The organism is Kitasatospora phosalacinea, assembly GCF_000717185.1.
GTDB lineage: Bacteria > Actinomycetota > Actinomycetes > Streptomycetales > Streptomycetaceae > Kitasatospora > Kitasatospora phosalacinea_A.
The window spans coordinates 1-4093 of sequence record NZ_JNYE01000195.1 but is presented as its reverse complement, the minus strand read 5'-3'; the positions used below and the strand labels follow the sequence as shown (position 1 = coordinate 4093).

At 75.6% G+C, this 4093-nt stretch carries 4 protein-coding genes; all 4 read right to left on the bottom strand.

The genetic code is table 11. The annotated features are described in order from the left end of the window. Positions 1-126: 126 nt before the first annotated feature. Positions 127-447: a hypothetical protein gene (locus OO57_RS37310; protein ID WP_081974233.1), complete on the bottom strand. Its 321-nt coding sequence runs from the start codon at positions 445-447 to the stop codon at positions 127-129. Positions 448-534: 87 nt separating this feature from the next. Next, a complete protein-coding gene (locus tag OO57_RS37305) occupies positions 535-1848 on the bottom strand; it encodes a DUF58 domain-containing protein (RefSeq protein WP_033257314.1) in 1314 nt (437 codons plus the stop codon). Positions 1849-1920: 72 nt separating this feature from the next. Next, positions 1921-2925 carry an AAA family ATPase gene (locus tag OO57_RS37300; protein ID WP_051778755.1) on the bottom strand — a complete coding sequence of 335 codons (1005 nt, stop codon included), beginning with the start codon at positions 2923-2925 and terminating at the stop codon, positions 1921-1923. After that, positions 2904-4093 (bottom strand): DUF4350 domain-containing protein (locus OO57_RS37295; protein ID WP_033257313.1); only part of this gene is annotated, 1190 nt, incomplete at its 5' end. The genes OO57_RS37300 and OO57_RS37295, both read right to left, overlap by 22 nt.

Sequence of the window (4093 nt, the reverse complement as noted above, 5' to 3'; positions counted from 1 at the left end):
TGGTACTGCAGGGGGGACCCTGTGGGAGAGTAGGACGCCGCCGAACAATCATTGTGGGAAAGCCCCCTGACGGGATGTCAGGGGGCTTTCTCGCGTTTCAGCCCTGTACCACCACGTGCCGCGGCCTCAGCTCACCGAGGCATTCGGCGCCAGCACCAAGCCCGCTGCCGCGAGGAAGTCCTCAAGGCTGATGACACCGCTGTCGGTGGCGTCGTCCCATTCGGTCAGGAGCCCCGAGCGGCCCTCGTTCCAAGACTCCGGGCCGTCATCGAGATCGGGGCCGGGGTGCCACTCGACGCTGCCCTCACCATGCCGGTATCGGAGGTACAGGTACTGGCCGTCAGCCGTCCAGGCATCCCACTGTGACGGGCAGGCAGGACACGTCTGCGCCACCCGCGTCAGCTTCCGGCTCCCGTTCGCACGCATTCCAGGATGGTCGTGCAGCATCACGCGCCGGGCAACCGACTTCGGTCCGTCGGCGAAGGTGCCCGGGCAGCGCGGCGTTCACGCCGGAAAGGCGTTGTGCCGGGGCGGTCAGAGGCGGCCGGCGGCCTTGAGGGCGAGGTAGGTGTCGGAGAGGGCGGGGGCGATGGACTCCGGCGGGGCGTCGAGGACGGTGACGCCGCGGCGGGTGAGGAGGTCGGCGGTGCGGCGGCGGTCGGTGCGGGTCTGTTCGGCCGCGGCGGCGGCGTAGACGTCTTCGACGGTGGTGCGGGGGGCGCGGGCCAGTTCGTCCAGGCGGGGGTCGGAGACGGAGGCGAGGACGAGTTCGTGGCGCTTGGTGAGGAGCGGGAGCTGCGGGAGCAGGTGTTCCTGGATCTGGTGCGCGTCGAGGCCGGTGAGCAGGACGATCAGGGAGCGGTGCGGGGCCATCCGCAGGGCGGTGGAGGTGAGGGCGCGCAGGTCGGTCTCGATCAGGGCGGGTTCGAGCAGGGCCATCGCGTCGGTGAAGGCGGGGAGCACTTCGGCGGGGGAGCGTCCGGCGACGGCGACGCGGCGGTGGCGGTCGTGGGCGAGCAGGTCGACGCGGTCGCCGGCCTTGGTGGCGAGGGCGGTGAGCAGCAGGGCGGCGTCCAGGGCGGCGTCGAGGCGGGGGGCGTCGCCGACGCGGCCGGCGGAGGTGCGGCCGGTGTCGAGGACGATCAGGACGTGGCGGTCGCGTTCGGGGCGCCAGGTGCGGACGGCGACGGTGCTGCGGCGGGCGCTGGCGCGCCAGTCGATGGAGCGGACGTCGTCGCCGGGGAGGTACTCGCGCAGGGAGTCGAACTCGGTGCCCTGGCCGCGGGTCAGGACGGAGGTGCGGCCGTCGAGTTCGCGCAGGCGGGCGAGGCGGGAGGGGAGGTGCTTGCGGCTGGTGAAGGGGGGCAGGGCGCGGATCCGCCAGGGGGCGTCCAGGCTGGCCTGGCGACCGGCCAGGCCGAGCGGGCCGAGGGAGCGGACGGTGACCTTGCCGGAGTGGTGGTCGCCGCGCCGGGTGGGGGCGAGCGGGGTGGTGAGGCGGCGGCGTTCGCCCGCGGGGACGGTCACGGTGTGCCGGGAGGCGGTGGAGGCGGTGCCGGGGGCCCAGGCGGAGGGGTACCAGGCGTCGCGGATCCGGGCGCGCAGCGGGCGGCCGGAGGGGTTGGCGACGAGCAGGTCGACGGTGGTGGCCTCGCCGAGGCGGACGGTCGGGTCGCCGGAGCGCTCCAGGGCCAGGCGGCGGACGGGGGCGGCGAGCACCAGGTCGACGGCGACGGCGGCGAGCAGGGGCAGCACGACCACGCCGACGCCCGTCCAGGACGGGAGGACGCATCCCACCAGGAGGGCGCCGAGGGCGGCGATGAGGGCCGTTCGGCCGGTCAGGGCCATGGGGTGCTGGGCTCGCTTTCTGGCGGGGCGGACGGGTGGGCCGGGGGAGGGCGTCCCCCGGCCGCGGGGTGCCTAGCGGGGGGCGGGCGTCTGGGCGAGGACGGCCTGGATGACGCTGTCGGCGGTGGTGCCCTCCATCTCGGCCTCGGCGCGCAGCTGGACGCGGTGGCGCAGGGTCGGCAGGGCGAGCGCCTTGACGTCGTCGGGGGTGACGTAGTCGCGGCCGGCCAGCCAGGCCCAGGCCCGGGAGGTGTTGAGCAGGGCGGTGGCGCCGCGGGGGGAGACGCCCATGGAGAGGGAGGGCGACTGCCGGGTGGCGCGGACCAGGTCGACGATGTAGGCGAGGACCTCGGGGGAGACGGTCAGCCGGGCGATCTGGGCGCGGGCGGCGGCCAGGTGCGCGGCGTCGGCGACGGGGCGGACGCCGGCCGAGGCGAGGTCGCGCGGGTCGAAGCCGTTCGCGTGCCGGGAGAGGACCTGGAACTCCTGGTCGCGGGTCGGCAGCGGGAGGATCAGCTTGAGCAGGAAGCGGTCGAGCTGGGCCTCGGGCAGCGGGTAGGTGCCCTCGTACTCGACCGGGTTCTGGGTGGCGGCGACCAGGAACGGCTCGGGGAGCTTGCGGGGTTCGCCGTCGACGGTGACCTGGCGCTCCTCCATGGCCTCCAGCAGGGAGGCCTGGGTCTTGGGCGGGGTGCGGTTGATCTCGTCGGCGAGCAGCAGGTTGGTGAAGACCGGGCCGGGCTGGAAGGAGAACTCGGCGGTGCGGGTGTCGTAGACCAGGGAGCCGGTGACGTCGCCGGGCATCAGGTCGGGGGTGAACTGGATGCGCTTGGTCTCGACGTCGAGGGCGGTGGCCAGGGTGCGGACCAGCAGGGTCTTGGCGACGCCGGGGACGCCCTCCAGCAGGACGTGGCCGCCGCAGAGCAGGGCCACGACGATGCCGGTGACGGCGGCGTCCTGGCCGACCACGGCCTTGGCGATCTCCTCGCGCAGGCCGGTGAGGGCGGCGCGGGCGTCGTCGGTCCGGGCCGGGACGGTCTTGAGCAGCTGGTCGGTCACGGCTGTCGTACCTGCCATTCCATGTCGTCGAGGTCGTCGGCGAGCCGCAGCAGTGCGGCGTCGTCGGTGGGGGCCGGGCCGTACAGCAGGTGCTGGAGGTCGGCGGTGGGGCGTCCGAGCCGGGAGGCGGCGGCCTCGAGGAGGGCGGCCGGGTCGGGGTCCCCGGAGGTGTGCGGGAGGCCGAGGGCGGTGGCGGTGCGGCGGCGGGCGGCGCGGCGGAGCGTCTCGGCGGCGTGGCCGCGGGCGTTGGCGCGGCGGTAGAGCCGGGCGCGGCCCTCGGTGGTCTCGGAGGCGCGGACCACGGCGGGCAGCCGTTCGGTGAGCACCGGTCCGAGGCGGCGGGCCCGCCAGGCGACGGCGAGCAGGCCGGCCAGCAGGAGTTGCAGGGTGCCCCAGTACCAGCCGTCCGGGATGTAGCTCCAGACGTCCTTGGGGGCGTCGGAGGAGGTGTCGTACTCGACCTGGTCGAGGGTCTGCCAGACCAGGTGCGGGTGGGCGCCGAGCAGGCCGAGGGCGAGGGCGGAGTTGCCCTCCCGGTCCAGGTACCGGTTGGTGAGCGGGTCGCCGTTGCCGAGGACGACGACCTGCTGGGTGCCGCGGGTGCGGCTGAGCAGCAGGTCGCGGCCCCCGGCGGGGTAGCAGCCGGTGTCGCCGGGGCGGCCCTCGTAGCCCTGGCCGCCGAGGCTCGCGGCCCCGGCCCGGCGGGCCTCGGGGAGGTCGCACTCCGGGGCGAGCGCGGCTTCGGTGGGCTCGGCGTAGCTGGAGGCGGTGGTGCCGGGGGCGAAGGCGTTCAGCAGGGGCTGCTCGGGGCCGACCAGGACGAGGCGGGTGCGTTCGCCGCGGGGGAGCGAGGCGAGGCCGGCGAGGTGCTGGTAGGCGAGCTCGTCGGGGTAGGTGAGGACGACGGTGGTGTCGTCCTCGCGCAGGGCGGCGGCGAGGTCGTCGGTGCGGGAGGCGGTGCGGGAGGAGATCCCGTGCTGCTGGAGGAGCTGGTCGGCGGCGCGGGTGCCGCGCGGGTCGCCGCTGCGGGGGTCGAGCGGGTCGTGGACGGAGCCGCCGGGTATCCCGGCGATCAGGCCGCCGACCAGCAGCAGGACCAGGACGCTCAGCAGCCACCAGCGGGAGCGCCGCCAGCGGGCGCGCAGGCGGCCGGGGGCGGGGGCGCCGCCGGTGGGCGGGGCGGCGG